This window comes from Bacillus sp. Marseille-Q3570 (genome assembly GCF_946151055.1).
Lineage (GTDB): Bacteria > Bacillota > Bacilli > Bacillales > Fictibacillaceae > Pseudalkalibacillus.
In genome coordinates this window covers 24,309-45,174 of sequence record NZ_CAMGYZ010000015.1, presented here as the reverse complement: position 1 = coordinate 45,174, position 20,866 = coordinate 24,309, and the positions used below count along the sequence as shown (strand labels likewise).

General features: G+C 38.8%; 28 protein-coding genes. 17 read left to right on the top strand and 11 right to left on the bottom strand.

Translation table 11 applies throughout. The features are described from left to right. Window positions 1-22: 22 nt before the first annotated feature. Entirely contained in the window at window positions 23-1,384 is a 1,362-nt protein-coding gene (locus N8M93_RS18260; protein WP_261134077.1) for an MATE family efflux transporter, read from the bottom strand. Window positions 1,385-1,528: 144 nt separating this feature from the next. Between N8M93_RS18260 and N8M93_RS18255 the strand changes: the two genes are divergently transcribed. The 9 genes from N8M93_RS18255 (at window position 1,529) to N8M93_RS18215 (ending at window position 8,990) form a co-directional block, all read left to right on the top strand. Next, a complete protein-coding gene (locus tag N8M93_RS18255) occupies window positions 1,529-2,548 on the top strand; it encodes an NADP-dependent oxidoreductase (RefSeq protein WP_261134076.1) in 1,020 nt (339 codons plus the stop codon). A gap of 93 nt (window positions 2,549-2,641) precedes the next feature. Next, complete coding sequence (locus N8M93_RS18250; protein ID WP_261134075.1) at window positions 2,642-3,262, top strand: LysE family translocator; 621 nt, start codon at window positions 2,642-2,644, stop codon at window positions 3,260-3,262. A 19-nt stretch (window positions 3,263-3,281) separates the two neighbouring features. Continuing rightward, window positions 3,282-3,788, top strand: a complete 507-nt coding sequence (locus tag N8M93_RS18245; RefSeq protein ID WP_261134074.1) for a hypothetical protein — start codon at window positions 3,282-3,284, stop codon at window positions 3,786-3,788. A 12-nt stretch (window positions 3,789-3,800) separates the two neighbouring features. Beyond that, window positions 3,801-4,049, top strand: a complete 249-nt coding sequence (locus N8M93_RS18240) for a hypothetical protein (RefSeq protein WP_261134073.1) — start codon at window positions 3,801-3,803, stop codon at window positions 4,047-4,049. Between the two features lie 80 nt (window positions 4,050-4,129). Further along, complete coding sequence (locus N8M93_RS18235; protein ID WP_261134072.1) at window positions 4,130-4,858, top strand: class I SAM-dependent methyltransferase; 729 nt, start codon at window positions 4,130-4,132, stop codon at window positions 4,856-4,858. A gap of 384 nt (window positions 4,859-5,242) precedes the next feature. Then, window positions 5,243-6,529 carry an IS110 family transposase gene (locus N8M93_RS18230; RefSeq protein ID WP_261134071.1) on the top strand — a complete coding sequence of 429 codons (1,287 nt, stop codon included), beginning with the start codon at window positions 5,243-5,245 and terminating at the stop codon, window positions 6,527-6,529. 763 nt (window positions 6,530-7,292) lie between these two features. Beyond that, window positions 7,293-7,778, top strand: a complete 486-nt coding sequence (locus tag N8M93_RS18225; protein ID WP_261134070.1) for an NUDIX hydrolase — start codon at window positions 7,293-7,295, stop codon at window positions 7,776-7,778. A gap of 92 nt (window positions 7,779-7,870) precedes the next feature. Continuing rightward, on the top strand, window positions 7,871-8,623 hold the full coding sequence (locus tag N8M93_RS18220) for an aminoglycoside phosphotransferase family protein (protein ID WP_261134069.1): 753 nt from the start codon (window positions 7,871-7,873) through the stop codon (window positions 8,621-8,623). Between the two features lie 181 nt (window positions 8,624-8,804). Continuing rightward, window positions 8,805-8,990 (top strand): glycine zipper family protein, encoded by a 186-nt coding sequence (locus tag N8M93_RS18215; RefSeq protein ID WP_261134067.1) that lies wholly within the window; start codon window positions 8,805-8,807, stop codon window positions 8,988-8,990. Between the two features lie 267 nt (window positions 8,991-9,257). Here N8M93_RS18215 and N8M93_RS18210 read toward each other — a convergent pair whose 3' ends face one another. After that, window positions 9,258-10,031 (bottom strand): DeoR/GlpR family DNA-binding transcription regulator, encoded by a 774-nt coding sequence (locus tag N8M93_RS18210; RefSeq protein WP_261134065.1) that lies wholly within the window; start codon window positions 10,029-10,031, stop codon window positions 9,258-9,260. A gap of 552 nt (window positions 10,032-10,583) precedes the next feature. Between N8M93_RS18210 and N8M93_RS18205 the strand changes: the two genes are divergently transcribed. Together N8M93_RS18205 and N8M93_RS18200 are read left to right on the top strand one after the other, a co-directional pair. Continuing rightward, the gene (locus tag N8M93_RS18205) at window positions 10,584-11,453 is read left to right on the top strand and encodes a GNAT family N-acetyltransferase (protein WP_261134063.1); all 870 of its coding nucleotides are present in this window, start codon (window positions 10,584-10,586) and stop codon (window positions 11,451-11,453) included. 19 nt (window positions 11,454-11,472) lie between these two features. Then, window positions 11,473-11,970, top strand: coding sequence for a DUF6141 family protein (locus N8M93_RS18200; protein ID WP_261134061.1), 498 nt, complete (start codon window positions 11,473-11,475; stop codon window positions 11,968-11,970). Window positions 11,971-12,379: 409 nt separating this feature from the next. On the opposite strand, the gene N8M93_RS18195 is transcribed toward N8M93_RS18200, so the two are convergent. Continuing rightward, window positions 12,380-13,261 carry a cation diffusion facilitator family transporter gene (locus N8M93_RS18195; RefSeq protein ID WP_261134060.1) on the bottom strand — a complete coding sequence of 294 codons (882 nt, stop codon included), beginning with the start codon at window positions 13,259-13,261 and terminating at the stop codon, window positions 12,380-12,382. 168 nt (window positions 13,262-13,429) lie between these two features. Between N8M93_RS18195 and N8M93_RS18190 the strand changes: the two genes are divergently transcribed. After that, complete coding sequence (locus tag N8M93_RS18190) at window positions 13,430-13,786, top strand: thioredoxin family protein (protein ID WP_396125690.1); 357 nt, start codon at window positions 13,430-13,432, stop codon at window positions 13,784-13,786. A 143-nt stretch (window positions 13,787-13,929) separates the two neighbouring features. Then, window positions 13,930-14,163, top strand: coding sequence for a hypothetical protein (locus tag N8M93_RS18185; RefSeq protein WP_261134058.1), 234 nt, complete (start codon window positions 13,930-13,932; stop codon window positions 14,161-14,163). A 181-nt stretch (window positions 14,164-14,344) separates the two neighbouring features. On the opposite strand, the gene N8M93_RS18180 is transcribed toward N8M93_RS18185, so the two are convergent. Next, window positions 14,345-15,709, bottom strand: coding sequence for a YjiH family protein (locus N8M93_RS18180; protein WP_261134057.1), 1,365 nt, complete (start codon window positions 15,707-15,709; stop codon window positions 14,345-14,347). Window positions 15,710-16,462: 753 nt separating this feature from the next. On the opposite strand from N8M93_RS18180, the gene N8M93_RS18175 reads away from it, so the two are divergent. Further along, entirely contained in the window at window positions 16,463-16,558 is a 96-nt protein-coding gene (locus tag N8M93_RS18175; RefSeq protein ID WP_221564876.1) for a YjcZ family sporulation protein, read from the top strand. A gap of 229 nt (window positions 16,559-16,787) precedes the next feature. Further along, the gene (locus N8M93_RS18170) at window positions 16,788-17,009 is read left to right on the top strand and encodes a spore germination protein (protein WP_261134056.1); all 222 of its coding nucleotides are present in this window, start codon (window positions 16,788-16,790) and stop codon (window positions 17,007-17,009) included. 42 nt (window positions 17,010-17,051) lie between these two features. On the opposite strand, the gene N8M93_RS18165 is transcribed toward N8M93_RS18170, so the two are convergent. The 6 genes from N8M93_RS18165 to N8M93_RS18140 all read right to left on the bottom strand — a co-directional run bounded on the left by N8M93_RS18165 (window position 17,052) and on the right by N8M93_RS18140 (window position 19,229). Next, a complete protein-coding gene (locus N8M93_RS18165; RefSeq protein WP_261134055.1) occupies window positions 17,052-17,480 on the bottom strand; it encodes an Hsp20/alpha crystallin family protein in 429 nt (142 codons plus the stop codon). Between the two features lie 28 nt (window positions 17,481-17,508). After that, window positions 17,509-17,730, bottom strand: a complete 222-nt coding sequence (locus N8M93_RS18160) for a spore germination protein GerPB (protein WP_261134054.1) — start codon at window positions 17,728-17,730, stop codon at window positions 17,509-17,511. A 10-nt stretch (window positions 17,731-17,740) separates the two neighbouring features. Next, on the bottom strand, window positions 17,741-18,112 hold the full coding sequence (locus N8M93_RS18155; protein WP_261134053.1) for a spore germination protein GerPE: 372 nt from the start codon (window positions 18,110-18,112) through the stop codon (window positions 17,741-17,743). A 1-nt stretch (window position 18,113) separates the two neighbouring features. Further along, entirely contained in the window at window positions 18,114-18,296 is a 183-nt protein-coding gene (locus tag N8M93_RS18150) for a spore gernimation protein GerPD (RefSeq protein WP_261134052.1), read from the bottom strand. Beyond that, on the bottom strand, window positions 18,286-18,927 hold the full coding sequence (gerPC, locus tag N8M93_RS18145) for a spore germination protein GerPC (RefSeq protein ID WP_261134051.1): 642 nt from the start codon (window positions 18,925-18,927) through the stop codon (window positions 18,286-18,288). The genes N8M93_RS18150 and gerPC overlap by 11 nt, the downstream gene beginning before the upstream one ends. A 77-nt stretch (window positions 18,928-19,004) precedes the next feature. Continuing rightward, window positions 19,005-19,229, bottom strand: coding sequence for a spore germination protein (locus N8M93_RS18140; protein ID WP_261134050.1), 225 nt, complete (start codon window positions 19,227-19,229; stop codon window positions 19,005-19,007). A 141-nt stretch (window positions 19,230-19,370) separates the two neighbouring features. On the opposite strand from N8M93_RS18140, the gene N8M93_RS18135 reads away from it, so the two are divergent. Both N8M93_RS18135 and N8M93_RS18130 read left to right on the top strand, forming a co-directional pair. Beyond that, window positions 19,371-19,595 (top strand): spore germination protein, encoded by a 225-nt coding sequence (locus tag N8M93_RS18135; protein WP_261134049.1) that lies wholly within the window; start codon window positions 19,371-19,373, stop codon window positions 19,593-19,595. 88 nt (window positions 19,596-19,683) lie between these two features. Further along, the gene (locus tag N8M93_RS18130; RefSeq protein WP_261134048.1) at window positions 19,684-20,151 is read left to right on the top strand and encodes an Hsp20/alpha crystallin family protein; all 468 of its coding nucleotides are present in this window, start codon (window positions 19,684-19,686) and stop codon (window positions 20,149-20,151) included. A 64-nt stretch (window positions 20,152-20,215) separates the two neighbouring features. On the opposite strand, the gene N8M93_RS18125 is transcribed toward N8M93_RS18130, so the two are convergent. Beyond that, window positions 20,216-20,785 carry a hypothetical protein gene (locus N8M93_RS18125; protein WP_261134047.1) on the bottom strand — a complete coding sequence of 190 codons (570 nt, stop codon included), beginning with the start codon at window positions 20,783-20,785 and terminating at the stop codon, window positions 20,216-20,218. Between the last annotated feature and the right edge of the window lie 81 nt (window positions 20,786-20,866).

Sequence of the window (20,866 nt, the reverse complement as noted above, 5' to 3'; positions counted from 1 at the left end):
CTTAATCCTATTATCGGTATTTTCATCCGGAATTTAAGGAGGCTGCATATCGCCGCTGTAGATACCTCAGACGCAAATATAAGGTTATCGCTCCAGAAGTCAATCCTGAACTTAAGCCGATCCAATATCCAAAAGGTCCGAAAGTCGTGTGATTTGCAAGAATATATCCTAAGGGCAACCCTACGACCCAATATGAAATAAGCGCCATCACCAGAGTCATATTGACATCCTTATAACCTCGCAGTGCACCCTGGATCGGAGCAGCTATCGCATCTGACAGCTGAAAGAATATAGCATAAATCAAGAAATGCGAAATCAATTTCAACACAGCAGCCTCTTTTGTATACAGACCTGCTACCTGTTCATTGAATAACCATAGAAATACAGCTGAAACACATGCCAAAAAGAGCGCAATGCCGATGCCTAGAATGCTGTACTCTTTTGCATCTTTTAAACGTTTTGCACCGACTTCAAATCCAACAGCGATCGTCAGTGTCATAGAGACGCTCAGCGGTCCCATATAAAGTAAAGAAGCAAAATTGATGGCTGCCTGATGTGCTGCAATGGTGATCGTATCGAACCGACTCATGAGTAGAGTTACAGCCGCAAAAATACTCACTTCAAAAAAGATGGCAAGGCCGATCGGTACTCCGATTTTCAATACTTCTTTCCATGCGTTAAGAGAAACTGGGTACCAGTTCCGAAAAATTCTATAGATGGTGAATGGCGGATTTTTATGCACAACGATGATGGCAACGAACATGATGAACCAATAGGTGATAGCAGATGCATATCCTGCTCCGATCCCTCCCAGCTTTGGAAATCCAAGTTTCCCGAATATAAGAAGATAGTTGAATAAGATATTGATAGGAAGGGAGAGCAGAGTGATGAACATCGTCGTTCTCGTTTCTCCTAATGCATCAATGAAACTCCTTATCCCTGTGTAGACGAACAATGGGAGGATTCCAAAAGATAAACCGATCAGATAATGGAAGGCAATATGGCTCACTTTGGCGGTAAGATCCATCGCGTTAAGGATTGGCGTCAAAACGAACATGCCTATAACCACTATTGCAAGTGAGAGAAATATAGCTAGATAGATTGTTTGAATGACTGAAAAGGGCACTTTATCTTTTCGAGTTCCCCCGATCAGCTGTGACACGATAGGGGTCAGAGCCATAAGAATGCCGCTTAATCCCGTAAAAACAGGAACCCAAATGCTTGAGCCGATCGCAACACCGGCTAAGTCCTCTGCACCTGCTTGTCCGCTCATCAACGTATCGAAGAAATTCATCGCTAACAACCCGACCTGGGTGATTAAAATGGGAAAAAGAATGTATAAAAATTGTTTAAGCTTCTGTTTCTTTGTATGTGTCTCGTACATATCGTAATCTCCTGATCCATGTCATCCGGTAATTATATCATAAAATATGTAAAACCAATCCTCTTACGTTTCAAGCAATCTATTTTATTTATGACCTCTTGAAAATTATAATAAAGATACATTGTCTTAAAGGTGGGATTGATTATGAACGAACGAACTTCAAAACAAATACGTTTAGCAAAAAGACCAGTTGGAATGCCGGGCCATGAGACCTTTGAATGGACAGAATCACAGTTGAATGAACCTGAAAGTGGGGAAGTTTTACTTAAAGCATTATATATTTCAGTCGATCCATACATGAGAGGAAGGATGAATGATCAGAAATCTTATGTTGAACCATATGCTGTTGGAGAAGTCATTACTGGCGGTGTGATTGCTGAAGTCGTTACAAGTAACAGCACAGAGTTTCAAATCGGGGATCTGGTCATTGGGAACCTTGGCTGGGCAACCTATCAAACAGCGTCTGAAGAATCGCTTCGAAAAATCGATCCACAACAAGCTCCTGTTACGACGCATTTAGGCGTGCTGGGGATGCCTGGTATTACAGCCTATTTCGGTTTGCTTGACATCGGAAAGCCAGAACTGGGGGAGACAGTGGTCGTCTCTGGTGCTGCCGGAGCAGTCGGTACTGTCGTTGGTCAAATTGCGAAAATTGCAGGGGCACGCGTCGTAGGTATTGCAGGATCGGATGAAAAAATGGCTTATCTTAAAGACGAACTTGGCTTTGATGAAGCCGTCAATTATAAATCTGAATCATTCAAACAACAACTTAAAGAGGCATGTAAAGACGGAGTCGATGTTTATTACGATAATGTCGGCGGTGAGGTTTCTGATGCTGTCTTACGGTTGATAAACAAAGGAGCACGTATTCCTGTCTGTGGCCAGATTGCATTATATAACCTTGAGAAGTCCGACCTCGGAATCCGGGTCCAACCAAATCTGCTTATCAACAGTGCCTTGATGAAAGGCTTCATAGTCTCCGATTATGGTGCCTACTTTGAGGATGCGGTCAAAGACCTTGCTAAATGGCTTCAAGAAGGGAAACTTTCTTATCGGGAAACAATCGTCGAAGGATTTGAGAATATTCCTGATGCGTTCTTAGGATTATTTACCGGTGAAAATATAGGCAAATATATCGTAAAGGTTGCAGAACCGTCACAATGATTGATAAGGAATAGGGGGCTGCACGTCCCCTTTCCACCCCATTCTGGTATGATAGATACAACGTATAATTGACATTAAAAGGGGAACTTACATATGGACTTGAACACGATCAGTTATTTTCTATTTGCCTCTATCTTATTGACCATCACACCCGGTCCTGACTTCATGTTTGTATTCGCACAGAGTGTTTCACATGGAAAAAAGGCAGGGATTGCAACCGGTCTTGGACTTTGTACGGGACTGATCGCGCATACGTTGGCAGCTGCAGTCGGAATTTCGGCGATCCTTTATCAATCCAGCTTAGCTTTCACGATCATTAAAGTTGCCGGCGCAATCTACCTGTTATATTTAGCAATCCAAGCTTTCCGAGAAAATAACAGACCCGAACAGCAAAAAGTAAAGCAATACACGTTGATGAATCTATATCGCAAAGGTATTTTCATGAATATCTTGAATCCTAAAGTTTCGATTTTCTTTTTAGCCTTCCTTCCTCAATTTGTAAAGGTAAGCAACGGCTCTATTTCGGTTCAGATGACAATACTAGGCTTACTCTTTATCGTTCAGGCCCTTCTTATATTCATTATCTTGTCAATATCAGCAGGTACAATCGGAGAAAAGCTTTGGAGTAACGCGACAGTATTCCGATGGATCAACCGTCTGAAAGGGACTGTATTTGCATTTTTCTCACTACGTTTATTACTAGAGCAAAAATGATCAGGATGTGGTATAGATCATGGCTATGAAACTAGGAATTGGATGGGATGTTGGAGGGTGGATGGGAACGAAACAAGGGATCGCAGCTTGCACATTTGATACGTTGACGAAAGAACTCCAATGGATCGGACAACCTAAAAATACGAAAATCTACGATCATACCCTTTGGACACCGCAAAACATCATTCATCAACTGGACCCTTCCGTTTCGATCGAGGATTTTGAAATAACTGTGCTCGGTATAGACGCATCGTTGGGTTTTCCTCTTGCATATAAAAAGTTAGTCAATAATGAACGGACTTCTGTCGAAAAGCCTTCCAAAGAAATTTTCAATCCATACGCCTATCGCGAAACCGAACGTCATGTGTATGAAAGGTTTGGCAAAAAACCATTATCTGCACCATTCGATAAACTTGGAAACAATGCGACACTAGCTATGAGCTATGCTATGAATTGGTATCATGAACAATCCTTTGTTATCCATCCACAGCAAAGGTCTACTAAGGGGAACAAATTCGTCATCTAGGTGTATCCAGCCTTGATCAAAGGCTTTGAAACATCAGATGTAAACAACAAGATTCTCTCATTGATACCTGAGGAAATCCCAGTCCATACAGACGCATATGACGCAGCAATTTGTGCTTTTCTTGCGCTCCTATACGCAGGAGATGGGAAGGTCTTGAAGAATGTATTCCTTAATGAGCCTTGTATTAAAAAAGAAACCGCTGTAGAGGAAGGCTGGATCTATTACCCTGTAGAAATAGTGGAAGGTTACGACACCTGTTGACTATAGTCCGCAATGTTTTCCCTTTACATGTCCGAATTTTGACGATTTTTTCATCCTTATAGCCGTAGGAGATGTTCTACATGAAAGACTTGATTTCATTTGATGCTTATGAACAATTGGCAATTCACTATGCTCGAAATGTTGATGCAGAACCATTCAATGCGCATTACGAAAGACCGGGCACCTTATCACTGCTTCCGGATATCGAAGGGAAGCATGTTTTGGATGCTGGCTGTGGTGCAGGATGGTACACAGAATGGTTCATTAAACAGAGTGCTGCCAAAGTCACTTCCATCGATTTCAGTCCGAATATGGTAAAGTACACGAAAAAGCGGGTTGGCGAGCGAGCGGAAGTCTTCCAGTCTGACCTCAACGATCCATTGGACATGATTGATGATCATTCGATGGATTTAATCGTCTCCCCATTGACACTTCATTATCTGAAGAATTGGGAACTTCCGATGAGAGAATTCAACCGGATTCTTAAAGACAAAGGGAGATTCATATTCTCAGTTCATCATCCATTCATGGATTATGTCGAATTCGATCGTGATAATTATTTTGCTACAGAATTATTGACAGATGAATGGGACACACCGGATGGGAAGGTTGAAGTCCAGTTTTACAGGAGACCATTGAATGAAATACTTAAACCACTCCATCTGAATGGTTTTGTAATCGAAAAGCTGATCGAGCCGATGCCTACAGATGAATTTAAACACGCAATCCCCGAAAAATATGAAAAACTGACCAAGAAACCGCAATTTCTGTTCATACGTGCCCAGAAAACGACTGATTTGAACATATAAAAGTGGCTGACCGGGTCCTCAACGGGGTCTCTTTTGAAGTACACACAGTACAATTTACTCATTCATGAAAACGTATGTCACAAACGAAATCACATGCGTTTTTCTTGTTTTATTATAAGCTTGATTGAAAAATACATTTGAATTACACCCCGATTCACAGGGTAAGAAATAATTTATGTAGGGGGTGTGGAACTTGTGTGATTTTCTATGTGAATAACAAAAGAGGCTAGAAACATATATAGATATGAATTAATGGTAACCGTTATTCAGTAAAAGGGCAGCATTCCTGTTATGAAGTAATATCCGAGTTGAGAAATAAATAAGCCCCTTGGTATGATGTTTTTAGCTGGCCAGCAAAAAAACAACATTCCAGGAGGCTGTACAATGAATTATAACCAAAATCAAAAACTTGCTCAAATTACTTCTCAAACACTCATTATAGGTGTTGATATCGCGAAGTTCAATCACGTTGCACGTGCTCAGGACTTTAGAGGTGTAGAGTTGGGATCATCTCTTTCTTTTGAAAACACGATAATGGGATTCAATAGTCTATTAGAGTGGATCCAAAAACTCATCGTAAATCATAAAATGGATCAAGTGATCATTGGGATGGAACCTACTGGTCATTATTGGCTTAATTTAGCCCAATTTTTGAAGGAAAACAAAATCAAATTTGTCGTGGTAAACCCTCTACATGTGAAGAAAGCTAAGGAGTTAGATGATAACTCACCAACCAAGAATGATGTGAAAGATGCGAAGGTCATTGCACAATTAGTGAAAGATGCGAGATACGCTGAACCCAACATTCCAGAGGGTGTTTATGCGGAACTTCGTGGTGCTAGAAAAATACGCGATCTCTTATCTGTTGATCTTCAATCAGTTCAAGGACAAATTCACAACTGGATTGATCGGTATTTCCCTGAGCTACTAACTGTCTTTAAAAAATGGGAAGGGAAAGCAGCTTTACAAATATTAAAGCTAAATCTTTTGCCACATGAGCTAGTAAAGCTCTCTGATCAAGAGTTATTAACCCACCTGAGGAAAGCTGTAAAACGTGGAGTAGGTTTAGCGAAGATGCAAGAATTGAAACAAGTAGCCAATCTTTCGATTGGTATTCGTCAAGGTTCAGAGATGGCGAAGTTAGAACTGCAAACTCTTTTAGAAAAGTATGAGTTTATACAAATGAAATTCGAAGATCTCGAGTCCCAAATGGACTCCCTACTTGAACACGTTCCAGGTGTTGAACAAATGTTAGGGATCACAGGTATTGGTAGGGACACAATCATAGGCTTCTTCTCAGAGGTCGGAGACCTCAGCCAATACACCCATCCGAGACAGATTATCAAACTAGCTGGTCTTAACCTAAAAGAAAATACATCGGGTAAGCACAAGGGCCAGACCAAGATTACAAAGAGAGGCAGAAAAAAATTAAGAGCCCTTTTGTTTAAAGTAGTAATGCCCCTTGTCGCTAAGAATTCAGCTTTTAAAGCCTTACATGAATACTATACAACTCGACCCAACAATCCATTAAAGAAGATGCAATCCATGATTGCTTTGTGTAATAAGTTGATTCGTATATTGTTCGCTATCGGTAAAAAGAAGTTTGAGTTTAGTGAAGAAAGAATGTTAAGCGATATCCCTCATATGGCATTATCACAGGAAGCAGCATAGATTACGCTAGTTTTATTTTGTAATTATTTAGTTCATTATTTATACAACTTGAAGCACGGATTAGTCAGGCAAACCAACTAAAGTACGGACAATGATCCTGTCGGGCAGCATAGCTGACATCCACCTCATGGAAAGGTTGAACGAAGGAATTTTGGAGCAGAGACTCTGTGAGACATGGGAGGGTTGACCTCCATGAGATTTGTGGACATCCATATGTGCGATTATATTTTCGCCCATTACCCACTTTCTGGAATTAAGTGGTTAGGTGGATATGAGTCTTTTTACTCTCAAACTCCAAAATTGCCCATTAATTCAACATAATCCCATGATTCAAACCATTATTAATAATGAATCACTATAAAAACTTAAGAAAACTAGAGAATTCGCAAGATTACCCTTTCTTTATAGAGGGAGGATTGTGGAATAAGGATTGTAGATGTGCCTAACGGACAGGAGAGCCGTTATTTGTGACAAAAACACTAATTTCGGGATGCTAACGGACACCAGAGACGCTATTCGTTAAGAAGTAGGTTGTTTTTGATGATTTTGGAGCAAATAAGGTCTCCTGTGTCCGTTAGAGTTTGGAAACACATGTATTTCATAAAAATAAGGTCCTCTGTGTCCGTTAAGTTTAATGAATGAGTTATTCTTCCTCAAACGGGGGCGTGAGCTGAAGATCGATACGTGCTCTCCAGATTTTCATTTGTTCAAGAACTGAGCAGAATTGTGGAAGAAAAATCATATTTAAATGGAGGGATATATAATGCAAATGCCAGTACATATTGTTGCTGCGGGGGGATTTGTTGAAAATGTTAAGGATGAAATATTATTAGTAAAAACTCGTCGAGATGGACAGTGGGTATTTCCAGGAGGTCAAGTAGAGGTCGGGGAAAATTTAATAGAAGGGGTAATCAGAGAAGTTAAAGAAGAGAGTGGAATTGATGTTAAAGTTTCTCATTTGATAGGAGTTTTCTCTAATACAGCAACATATGAGGGACATAGTGGGGTAAAGATAGTACCCACAAAAGTAATGTTTGATTTTGTATGTGAACCCGTAGGTGGGGAATTGACAACATCGGATGAAACATCAGAAAGTCGCTGGGTTAGTAAAGGCGAAGTTCTTAATATGGTCTCAGCCCCTGCATTGCGGACACGCTATCAAGCATATTTAGATTATAACGGAAGTGTTCATTATATGGACTATATAACTAAGCCGCAGTTTGAATTAAAATTTAAGAGAAATATATAACAAAATCAGAAATGACTGGCTGACCTTATAATACGAACGGGGGCGATTGCTTAAAACAAGTGGAGGATAAATCAAACCTAAGGAGAGTAAAAATGAATTTAGGCACCCCGATAGCTATAGGAAATACAGCAAAGGTTTATCTTTATGAAAATAAAATCGTCAAAGTGTTCAATGACAATTTACCAGACATGGAATCTATAAATGAAGCATATAAGCAAAAAATGGCATATTCATGTGGACTCTCTGTACCAAAAGTAATGGATGTCACTAAAATAGAGGGGAAACAAGCAATTATAATGGAATACATTGAGGGAAAAACAATAGGCGCTATCATATCTAATAATATAGAACAAGCAGAACATTACATGAATATTTGCGTTGATGTACAACAAAGAATTCATCAAAATGAAGCTCGTTCTATTGAACAAATGTCGGAAAAATTAAGTCGACAAATAGAAAATGCCCCTAACCTGGAAAATAAACTCAAATTAGTTTTATTAGGAAAGTTGGATATGATGACATTCGAGAAAAGATTATGTCATGGAGATTTCCATCCATTTAACTTAATTATGTCAGAAAATAGAGTTGTAATTATAGACTGGGTTGATTCAAGTGCAGGAGATCTACGGGCTGACATTTATAGAACTTATCTTTTGTGTTCCCAGTTTTCAGAAGAATTGGCTAAAATGTATATGCATCTTTGTTGTGAGAAGTACGGGTTGTCAAAAGATGAAATCTTTCAATGGGCGCCAATAATCGCTGCAGCAAGATTGTCAGAAGGAGTATCATCTGAAAATTCCGAGCGTCTTATAGAAATTGTGAATTATTACTGTACTACAAATTAAGAGTAAAAGGCACTTCTTCTCAATATAGATGTTAATTCAATTAAAGGGGGCGTGTTCTTAATAGAGGAATTGCCCTAATTACTTAAGCATAATGACCACCATAAATGTAGCTTTTTAACTGGCGGAGCAAGATTGAGGAAGAATAAAAGCAAATAGAGTTATCAGAGAGGAAATTTAAAAGATGGGAAAAAATAAAAAAACAACAGGGAATACTTATCTGGCGGCTGGTATTGGTATAGGGTTACCCTTAGGAGCAGTGCTTGGGTTAATTATATTTGATAACCTAGCAATCGGAGCTGGTATAGGTTTGGTTCTTGGAATAACAGTTGGAACGGCAATTGACTCAAGTAAAACTAAAAAAGAATAATAAACTACTTATCCATTCTTCCGTTAACGAGTGCTAAAGTAAAAAAACAGAAAGAGATACCTCGAATACGAGTCTTACAGAAAAGGGGGCTTTAATGTAGTAAGCTCCTTAATCAAATAACGCAAAAAAGAGCTCAGATCTGAGCTCTTTCTTGTGAATTCCTATGAGAAATTGTCCGTGAAAATTATGTAATTTGCCTTGCGATTTTGGCCGCGAATTCCGATTTTGTACCTCAAAACGGAACCCGTCAACCGGGACCAGCCTCTTTCATTTATCACTGGCAACAACTAATTTCACATTCGATTTTTCCAACAAAGGGAGGAAATCATTTCTCGGGTTCTGATCAGTCACCAACACATCTAACTCATTGAAAGATAAACATTTATATAGTTTTTGTGTCCCGAACACCGTTGAATCAGCCAATAAAATCACCTGTTTCCCCCGTTTAGTCATTTCTTTGGTGACCATGCCTTCGTTTTCATCAATATAAGTGATACCCTCAGAATCAATTCCATCTGCACTGATGAAGACTTTGTCCACAAAATACCGTTCCATATCCTCGAATAAGTATGGACCTTGAAGAGACTCATAATCGATATTCAAGCGTCCTCCCAGAAGGTGAAGATCCATATCCTTCCTGTTTGAAAGTATACTTGCTTGTTTCAATGAATTCGTAATAACCACACTTGGCTCAGTTAAAATGTTTGCAAGGTATTGAACATACATTGAGGAGTCGAACATCAAGCTTTCACCAGGTTTAATGAACGTAAGCGCAGCTTTTGCAATTGCTCTTTTTTCTTTAGATATGAAAACGGAATCCTCCTGGCGATTTTCTACCTGTTTCTCAGCCTCTTTCATCTCCGAAGCAAGAAGTGCTCCACCTCTTGTTCGAAATATCTCACCTTGTTCTTCTAATTTCACTAAATCCCTTCTTGCAGTATCTCGGGAGATACCGTAGAGATTCATCATCTCATTTACCGTAATCCGTTCATTGTCTTTTAAGTATTCAAGGATCCTTATTAAGCGTTCGTCTTGATACATAACAAAACCTCACTTTTTTAAAGGCTGGTGTTATTGAGTGTGGATCAGGAAGACGGCGAAAGCCATGAGATAGTCCCGTAATCAGACAATTTATGCAAAAACAGCCTTTCTGTATATCTATTATAATGCAATTAAGCAAAGTGAGCAAAAAGAGTTTTAAGTTATGCTTATTTTAACTTATTGTAATAACTACCAGTTTGACTTATAATTACTTATGATTACTTACATAAGGCTGGTGTTCGATATGTTTGGATTTATTGCAATTGTTTCTTTGTGTATCCTTGAATTAGGATTAGTTTTTTTTGTTTCAGCAGAGCGGAAATTCCCAGAAGAGATGAGAAAGACCAGGTAACCAGTAGATTGTATTTTAATTATGTTAACAAGTATTTATTGCAGCACTAAATAGGAATCCGTGTTTATTTGTATAAGTATTAGATGGGGATAAGACCGTGCAGATTTTGGCGTTTCGGTTAAATTGACCACTTAATGCATTTTAAGTAAAAGCTAGTGAATTCCTTAATCTAAATCGTACAAAGAGAGGGGCCGTGGAGAATGGATTTTCGACAATACAAGGATGCAAGTGTATTTGCTAAAGACGCTGAAACGTTTTTACAAAAGGATGAAGCATTAAATAATCTTCCTCTTGGCATTTTAAATCGGTGTCTTCATAATGATAAACAAGGTACCATATCCAAGCCTGCTCCATTTTTTGCAACAATAACAGACGATGACAATGAACTTGTCCTGGTATTGATCATGACACCACCCTATAATTTGGGGGTATTTGGTGACAGCTCTCACATACAGATTAATGAAGCGATTGAACATGCAATTGCAAACCTTAAAAAGATCCAACTTATAATACCTGGTGTGATTGGCACTAAACATCTTGCGGGAACGTTTGCTGAAAAATGGTGTAAAGACGAGAAAATTATATATGAGACTGCGATGGAGCAATGCATTTTTAAATTGACAAAAGTGATGGATGTTCCTCAAAGCCCAGGGTTCATACGTTTAGCTACTATGGAAGATCATGAGCTTCTCTCAAAATGGGGATATGAATTTTCATTCGTGACTGAAACCCCATTTACGATTGCTGAAGCAAAAGAAAAAACGAAGGAGTTCATTCAACAAGAAAGTCTATACGTGTGGGTGGATGGAGAACCCGTTTCTATGGCTCGTAAAGCAAGAGGAACTTCCAAAGGTATGAGTGTGAATTATGTTTACACACCGAAAAAATATGAAAAGAGAGGATATGCTACTTCATGTGTATCTCAATTAAGCCGAATGTTGTTAAAAGAGGGATATGAGTTTTGTACCTTGTATACAGACCTTGCAAATCCTACGTCGAACAGTATCTACAAAAGAATCGGCTACAGACCCATCGGTGATTCTATCGTATATCAATTTAAATCAGTTTAAGAGAGAGGATGCAACTTAGGTGGAAGTTCTTTATAAAGAAAAACAACGCTTCACTAGCTGGTATTACATCCTTATCGTTTTGATCCTAATAGGAGTGATGTGGTATGGTTTCATTCAACAAATATACTTTGGAAAACCATTTGGAACAAACCCAGCATCTGATACAACGTTATGGGTTCTATGGATTTTATTTGGAATCTGCTTTCCAATATTCTTATTAACGATTACGTTAACGACAAAAATAAACGAAAGTGGGATCTTTGTCAGATTCAGACCGTTCCATCTTAAAGAGAGGAAATTCATGTTTTCTGAAATGAAATCCATCAATGTGGAGATGTATAATCCTTTAAAGGAATTTTTAGGTTTTGGATTAAGATTTTCATTCAATGGAACAACTGCTTACAATGTTAAAGGGTCTGAAGGAATCCGTATTGAAATGAAGGACGGAAGAAAATATCTTATCGGTACGCAAAAGGGAGAAGAGGTAGAAAACCTTATCCGAACTATCGGCAAATAAGCTTGGGGTTCGCTAATGGATTGAGTTTCATAGAACCAAAACTAACAACCAAAATTTTTAAAAGAGGCTGGGACAAAACTATAACTTCCAACAAAAGACGAACAATAAAATTGAATAGATAAATTGAATGGATAAAATGAAACACGAAAAGCGAAGCCGACATCCGTAGACTCTTTCGGGAACAGCGGGACAGGTGAGACCATTCTATGTCGTAAGGCGAACGAGTAGGCTCACCGCACGCCCCCCCCCCCCGGAAAGCGAGCATCCTTGAGCGGAAATCACGACTTTTAAAAAAACTTGGCAAGACCAAGCCTTTTGTAGGTCGAGCCTTAGTTGCCCTTATACTGAAGAAAGTATTTTTTACTTTCTTTAAGTGCAAGTGCAACAAAGTTTGCAAAAACAGCCTTTATTAATTACATGGATCACAATCTCTATCTTTGTATTCTATTTGGATCGTTGTATGGTTGATATGGAAATCTTCTTTTAGATAATCAGATACCTGCACCAATAACTGTTGGTGATCCGTTTCCTCATCGATTGTTATATGGCAGCTTAACGCAATGTAACCTGAAGTAATCGACCAGACATGAAGATCATGGACATTTTTTATTGCAGGGAAGGTTGATAGTGAAGATTTGATTTCTTCTATATCAATATGACCTGGTGTCCCTTCCATCAGTACATGGATCGCTTCCTTGGTCACTCTCCAACCACTTATCAAAATCAGTAATGAAACAATGACACTTGCGATAGGATCTGCATACCCCCAGCCAAGCACGATGATGAAGATCGCTGCGATAATAGCCCCCACGGAACCAAGAAGGTCTCCTAATACATGCAGGAATGCACTTTTCACATTCAAGTTTCCGCTTGTATCACCTTTCATCAAGATATAAGCGACAATCACATTAACGATCAACCCGATTATCGCAATCGATAGCATTCCATGGCCAGCCACATCAGGTGGTTCAATGAAACGGTGATAGGCTTCATATAAGATGATGAATGATATGACGATAAGAGCAATTCCGTTGATAAAAGCAGCTAGAATTTCAAAACGTTTATAGCCAAAGGTCTTATTATCACTCGGCTTTTTACTTCCGTAATGGATTGCTAGAAAACTTAATCCCAATGAAGCGGCATCACTGAACATATGCCCGGCATCTGAAAGCAATGCCAAACTATTCGTCACTATACCCCCGATCACTTCTACAATCATGAAAAGACTGATCAATAATAAAGATATTTTCAACGCTTTTTTGTTAGCATGATGATCATGTACGTGACTCATAAGATTTCCTCCCCTCGCATGTCCATTTATCTTTTATAGTTTATACTGTTGTCGTTTTTTAATGAACTCATTGAATATTTATCCTCTATATGACTAGTGGACCATAAGGAATAGGTATGAACAACTTTCATGCTTGAAGCGCCATATTTAACACTGGGCACAAAGATTTTGTATAATAATGATATCGAGTACCAGAGGGGGATCAGAATGAAAGAAGTAACTTCAGAACAGGAATTCAACAACCTTATCAATCGATCTAAGCAAACTGTAATCAAATTCGTTACCGATTGGTGCCCAGATTGCAAACGTCTCGATATGTTCATCGGGGAAATAATTGAAGAAAATCCGGATAAAGACTGGTATCAGATCGATAAGGATCAATTTCCGGAAATTGCTGAAAAATATGAGGTGATGGGCATACCAAGCCTACTTGTTTACCAAAATGGAGAAAAGCTTGCTCACTTGCATAGCGCAAATGCCAAAACACCAGAATCAGTAAAAGAATTTTTGACTACTGTCAGATAGACCAAAAGAGGAGACAATCCACGTCTTCTCTTTTTTTCATGAAATTAGGCATGTGGCCGTATCGAAATATCAATTTTTCAATATTGTAATTAGAGATGGTTCATCAGTAAATACTCCTGGTGTTTCCGGAAAGGAGGGCTATCATGGAAAAGAAAAATAACAAAGAAATTAAAACAAAAAATATAGACAGCAACGAAGAAGAAAAAGAAGAAGTTGTAAATCCTTGGGATGCAATGTGGGGCCTCGGTGAGAATCGAAATGATGAAGAAGTCAGCGATGATGATTCAGATGATGAATATGAAGATGAAACAGATGAAGAAGATGATGATGATGAAACAGAAGAGGATGAAAATTCAGATCCTTGGTTCAAATGGTAATCTTTTCTGGCTGAGATCTCATGTTCTCAGCCTTTTCTTAATAAAGGCTCAATTAGGGCTTTGTTGATTTGAGAGGAATTTGACCTCATTTAGCCTAAACCCATAAGGCGGTTTTTGCATAGATTGTTGTTTTTGGAAATAAAAAAAGAGCAGCTCCTAAGAACTGCCCTCAAATACCGAATTAAAAAATGATATGTGCCATCAAAACGATGACAGGCAATGTAACAAGCGTACGTTCTAAGAATATAAGGACCAGGTCTTTAAAGTTCACTGGTATCTTAGAACCGAGCAACAGGCCACCAACCTCTGACATGTAAATAAGCTGTGTTACAGATAGACAAGCTATGATGAACCTTGTCATTTCACTTTCGATGATTTCTACACCGATAAGAGCTGGCAAGAACATATCGGCAAAACCGACGACAATGGTCTGCGCAGCATTGGCAGCTTCAGGAACCTGCATGATTTGAAGCAGTGGTACGAATGGTTTACCTAGCCATTCAAAAATTGGTGTAGCTGCCTCAATTCCTAATGCGACAGTTCCAATAGCCATGACAATCGGGATGACCCCCATCCACATGTCAAGAACGTTTTGGAAGCCGCCTTTGACGATGACATCAAAGCTTTTTGTTTTTTGCGCAGTGTTTGCTGCGGATTTCAGCCCCCAGGAAAAGATAGACATACCTTCAGGGATATCTTCCGTCTTCCGAACATCTGATTCATCAACATACGTATCCTTCTTTTTTGATAACGGCGGAATACGGGGTAAAATCAATGCTGCTACGAATCCAGCCAATACAATCGTCAAATAATATGGACCAAAGTATGCATCCAATTCCATCTGTTTCAATACGACGATTGTAAAAGTGATTGATACGACTGAAAAGGTAGTCCCAATTACTGCTGCTTCCCGTTTCGAATAGTTTCCTTCTTCATATTGTTTACTCGTGAGTAGGACTCCAATCGTCCCATCACCTAGCCAAGATGCTAAACAGTCGATTGAGGAGCGACCTGGCAAGGTGAAAATAGGGCGCATGATTTTTGTCAAAAGTGCTCCGAATAATTCCAACAATCCGAAATTCAACAATAACGGCAGGAACAAGCCTGCAAACAAGAAGACTGAGAATAATACAGGAATCAGTCCAGTCAATAGTAAGCCGCCAGTATCTGGAGACCAAATCCACTCAGGGCCGATTTCATACAATGTCATAAATGCGAAAATCATTCCTAATAATCTCGTAATCAACCAGAATGGCCGTACATGAAATAAAGATTTTAGAAAAGTGTTATTCATGATGAATGCTGGTTTTACAATAACTGCGATAAAGGAAAGTATGACAGCAAGAGCGATGATCCATGTCATGATTACAGGAATACTGTCACCAAGTAATCCTTGTAACCAGTCTGCGAGCAACGCAACCGGTATCGTCACTTCTCCCTTAAAACTGATTGGAATCATAAATAGGAATATTCCGATCAACGATGGGATGAGGAATTTCAAATAACTTGTTGTACTAGGTTGAAGCTGTGTTTTCTCGTTGTCCATTTGTGCATTTCACCTCGTTGTTAAATAAATTTGATTTTTCCGCCTTTCGCACATATTTATAAACAATTGACCTACTTAAGGGACAGCTTGTCCGAAAATGTATATGAATGTAAAGAATATAGATCAAAAGATTCGAAGAGAAATCATGCAAAAGTCGGAAATAGGACCACTTATACTGCGCATAAAGATGCATTTATAAAAACCAAACAGTATAATTATAACATACTTAAATTTTCAAAAAAAGATGAAATTCAAGGATATGAACCATTGGCAAAGCTTCGTTTGGAAACACACCTCAGATACACCGCCATTATCAATACCCATGTTTCCTATTTTGATCACTTCATGAAGCGTTCATGAGTATATCAAATCAGCTGTTTCTCATTTTGATCACCCCATGAAGCGTTCATGAGCATATCGAATCAGCTGTTTCCCATTTTGATCACCTCATGAAGCGTTCATGAGCATATCAAATCAGCTGTTTCTCATTTTGATCACCCCATGAAGTGTTCATGACCATATCAAATCAGCTGTGTTCCATTTCATCATTTCATGAAGCTTGAATTCGATAAGACAAGAATGAAGAAAAATAGACATAAAGGATTTTCGTGTGTTTTTTTATAAAAAAACCTGAAAACTTCTTAAAAATATCGCCACTTGTCCCTATCAAAACCTGTACTTTTACATAGTATGTAGTGAAAAGAACATTCTCTTATGGAGAATCGTTTCTTTTAATGACCTGAAGGAAGGAGGATGTCTTTCATGGGTTACGGCTATGGAGCAGGTTTTGCTTTGATCGTAGTTTTGTTTATTCTCCTTATCATTGTGGGAGTAGCTTTTGTAAGCTAATTTGACCAAAACGATCAATAGAAGGTAAGCAAAGGAGTTGTCGGACTCCTTTTGCTACCTGAAATAAAAATTACATGTTTGTCATCTTAATAAAGGGTTTGACCATATCAAAAGTCAGTCCGCTCCAACACGTGACGTGGTATACATCTTGAAAGATGGTGTGCAGGAGTTTGCCTTGACTATAGAGGTCAACCCTTTTCATGTATAAAGGGGGTAAAGGAGAGTAGATATGCCAACTATCATCATTGCACCCATCAAAATTTCCACTGTAAGTGGTGGAACTGTTAATTTTGGAGACTTGTTTTTTAATACACCCGTATCAACTTCAAAAAGTGCTGGAGGGTCTGGAGGAGGTAACACTGGTGATTTCTTGACAGAAAACAATCTATTCAGTGTTTCCATTACGATAGATCCCGATGTGGCAGATAGTAATAATGTTGGAAATGCATAGGTTCAATGCAGGGTTGGCTCGTATTTAGTGTCAGCCCGTATTTTAATCAGCATGGTACTTGATATCAACTTTTTTCCGCGGACGATCATCTGTAAGCAACCGATATAAACGGATATACAGAACTCCTTTCTGATAATACGCATCAATTGGATCTTCCCTGACAGAGTAAGGCAATGACACTTCACGTTCAAATCTGCCTTGGAAAATTTCATCTTGTTTAATCGACATGCCATGTATGTGCAAGGACGTATTTCCAATCAATTTGATAGAACTTTTATATACATAAACTTCAACATCATCCACATTTTCCAGACCTGGAAGCGAGATCAAACATAATAGCTCATTTTCTGATTCATAAACATTAACTTGCGGCCCGGAGTTTTTGTGTTCTTGTTGATTTGGAAAGAAACTTTGATTGATATATTTATCAGCCATCTGTTTCCAATCCATCATTTTTGACCATGAATCCATAAAAATCTCCTCGCAATTAATAAAATGCTCAACTTTCAGGGGCAAATGGGACGAGCGGGCCAGTAATTTCTTCTACACCGCCGAACGGTTGCTGCATTTGAGGCGCAGGTTCTGTAAAGCCCCCTGTGTTGGCTGAATATGAGATAGGTTTTAAAACTCCGGTGGTACCGATTTGGAGGATGGAAGAGTTTTGTAAGCCTTCTACACGCAGAGTTTGTATGGTGATTGTCTGATTGACATACACATTCATGCTCATCCTCCTATTCATAAGGATTGACAGTGAATTGGCGAATGTGTTTGACACGAGCCTCACTTGAGACGAAATCTGTTTTTCCTATTCGGACTGCAGAGGATGCAGCTACCCCGATGATATTGATGGAGTTGACATGTATAGCAGGGTTTTCTTGAACTGTCTTCACAGGGATCGTTTCATAGTACAAAGGCGGGAAAGGTATTGAAAAAATCGGATACATATCAAATTGATGCTCCTCTTCGTCATACGTCGATTCTTGTCTCTGTACAGCCAATGCCCTTGAAACCGGAGTCAGTATAGTCGTGTCACCTGCTTGAACGATGGAAGAGGTAGTGACTGAGACGATTTCGATATATTGAACGACTGAAATTCGGTCCATCTTAAAATTCCTTCGACAATGGTACGAGAGGAGCACCGATGATTAACGATTCTGGAGGTGTATCGAACATGGATTGACAATTGATCACATCGCTATCACCGACCAACAGCATTGAAGAAGTCGAGATTCCATTGATCCGAATATCGCCAACAGATAGCTCTCGATTGATCACGTTAAGTTCCATCCTGTTTTCCTCCTTGGAATTTCTTCTTTTCGTTATTCATATAGATTTCAATCCCGTTCACGATATCTTTTTTGATTTGCTCCATTATCCTGTCAGCCTCTTGATTAGGATTTCTATGTGCAATTTCGGGATCAGATGACATCACATAATGGGGAAGACGAAGCCCCATCTGTCTTTTGATATCATCAACAATCAACTTTTGCTGCGATTCAGTCAAACTGAATCGAGTCCGCTTTTCCATTTTTTTGATATCATTGAAGATATCGTGATTCAAATAATGATCGACTCCTTGATTGATCCATTTATACATATCATCTGGAATAGGGGGTTTGGTATCAGTGGTTTTGTTTTCATTCATCTGGATTTTCTTACCGTTTACACCAAGATCCTCAATATTATCAAGACCGGTCCCACCAGGAGAGAGCCCGATATTCAACGTCCCTTCTAACGTTTCGATTTTCAATTGGTCAAAATTATATTCAATTGAGGTTTGAGGCGAGCTTTTCAAATGTTCAACTTCATTTTGCATTCCTTGGACGATGGTTTCGATCGATTGCGTTTTATCTTGTAATTGCCTGATGATTTCTTCAAGCTGCTGGATCCGGTGCTCTAAATAATAATTATTACTCAAGCTCTCACCCCCTCATAACTAACCTATGCAAACTCAGTATGAATTTAACACAAGGTAAGCTTAAAAAGAGGTGTTTTTCAGCCTGTATTTCCAATATTACTATTATCAATGACATCTGAATCTATTGTATGTGTGATGCTGTATCCATTGTTGACCTGCAAGTTGTCACCCGTATTAAAAGACCCTGCCCCCGCAAACGTTTTTGATCTACTGTTAGGTCCTATATGATAGACGTCTCCAATGTTAAAGACTGCAGAACCTGACACCTCGTTTATTTTTATTGCTCCAACCATAGCAGGCATAATGAACATCCTTTTCAGGGGGTATTTATACAACAACATATGCGGATACCCATTCCATTGTTAATTGGTACCACATTCTTATCGCTTGCATACGATACATTAGAAAAAGTGCCCATATTCGAAAGAAGAGGAGTGTTTCACGTGCCATCTGTCATTTTAGCTCCAATCAAAATCAGTACTGTTGCAACCAATGCTACCGTAAACTTCGGTGATACCTTATATATATCGCCAAAGTCGACATCAAAAGGTGCAAGTGGGAGTGGAGGAGCGAATACTGGTGATTTCATGCTTGTAAATAACTTCTGGAACCTCACGAATACTATCGATCCAGATATCAACGATTCAAATAACCTGGCCAATCTATAAATAAATTTAAGCAGAAATAGGGAAGAGAATTATAGAATGCCCAATAACAAGCCAATAAAAATGAAAGGGAAGGGAAGAGGAGAGAGAAATGGATTTTTGGAAAAATCAATTGAAGCATATTTTTGATGACCAGCGGATGGATAATTTCTTGAAGTCCATTGATCAGCATTTACAACAATCGATGAAGGAATTCGATAAGCATTTGAACCATTTTCAATCCAATTATTTTTTCGATGTAGATACATCCGAAACAGATCGCGAAATCATTATCCGGGCAAATCTGCCACTAGAAGAGAATGATCGGGTCAATCTGGAAGTGATCAATCATCAATTACGGCTTTTGATACAAAAATTTGAAACAGAGCAACTCCAGAACGATAAAGGGGAAATTTTGAGGAAAGAGAACTACTCTAAACGTATCGAACGTTATTTGCCACTCCCCCCTAACGTGTTAACAGAGGATATCAAAGCATCGATGTCTGGAAATCAACTTACTGTCAAACTCCCGAAAACACATGATACACAATCGAAGATCATCGATATCGAACCAGAATAAAAAGAAAAGTGATTTGATACAAGACGGTATGCCCTCCGTTTATCAAGTCACTTTTTTGTTTGTTTCAATTTCCATGTTCATTGTGAGGAGTCGGTACGTTCTCTATTTGAATGACAGGACCTGTAGAAATGAGATTGAAAATGACCCCAGCATATAAGAGGATGATTGTAAACAACATGAAAAAGCGTAAATTAGTCGGGTACTTTTTTGAGGACTTTTTATATAAATAGCTGACGTTGATTGACAATACAATCACCATTATCAACATAAGGACTTTCATCATCAAATCCCAATCAGATACCGGGAGCATCGCCCCAAGCATCACCCCCATCATACCACCCATAATCCCAGCCATCAGACCTTCCATTACGGCAAGGACATGTATCGGTGCACTTAATGTGAGACCTGCAAGACTTCCAATCGCCATTGAGATGAAAGTCGCTGAAGATATCTCATCGCTTAAAACGTACATCATGTATAATCCTGAAATCAACCCAAATACCATACCGGTAGACATCGCGATACTTTTCGCTTCCATCAATGTAACCTGGTTGCGATTTTCAATCATGAGCAACACACTATAAATGAATAATTTAAATGATAATATCGATATGAGTACGATTACAAATGTCATTATATATCCCCTCAAATAAATTGTCTTAATTCACATGATATGATCACATTTCCGGAATCATGTTACATCAAGCATTTAAAA